We start from the raw sequence: 542 nt of genomic DNA on the forward strand, positions 1-542 counted from the left end.
TCCCGATTCTGGATCACGCTCTCCCTCCAGTATTCATGGAGAATTTCCCGATTTCTGCCCTCAATGGTGTAGTCATACTTCACACCTTCGTATCCCTTTTCTTTCAGCCATGGAAGCCATTCCCGGTTATTACTCCGCATCAGCATATCGCAGTGTGAGGTACCGACTACAATCCCCATCCGGTCTGCCAGGGCGCCGTTTTCCTTCCTGCGGTTAAAGGAATTCACATGCATGGCCGGCCATATATAGTTCGCCTTTAGCCGAAGAAGAAGTTCAAAGATCTTCTCATAGGTATGGACGCCGATAGTGTCCTCCTCCATATGAAGCTTCGCCCAGCGTTCCAGTTCCTCCTCATCATTGATAAATATTCCTCTGTATTCCACGGAAGGATAGTCGATAATTTCATAGTCCTCTGGAAATACCAGCCACTCTTTCTTCTTTACCGGAACGTCCGCCCAGAAATACCAGGGTGACACACCGATTTCCTCACATAAATCGTAGATTCCATAGATAGTTCCCCGCCTGTCCGTCCCTACAATCAC

At 48.3% G+C, this 542-nt stretch carries 1 protein-coding gene; it reads right to left on the reverse strand.

Annotation, left to right across the window (positions count from 1 at the left end):
* A partial coding sequence (locus NE664_13055) for a glycosyl hydrolase 115 family protein (protein ID MCQ4727561.1) occupies window positions 1-476 on the reverse strand: 476 nt, incomplete at its 3' end.
* Between the last annotated feature and the right edge of the window lie 66 nt (window positions 477-542).

Source organism: Anaerotignum faecicola (genome assembly GCA_024460105.1).
In the GTDB taxonomy this organism is placed as follows: domain Bacteria; phylum Bacillota; class Clostridia; order Lachnospirales; family Anaerotignaceae; genus JANFXS01.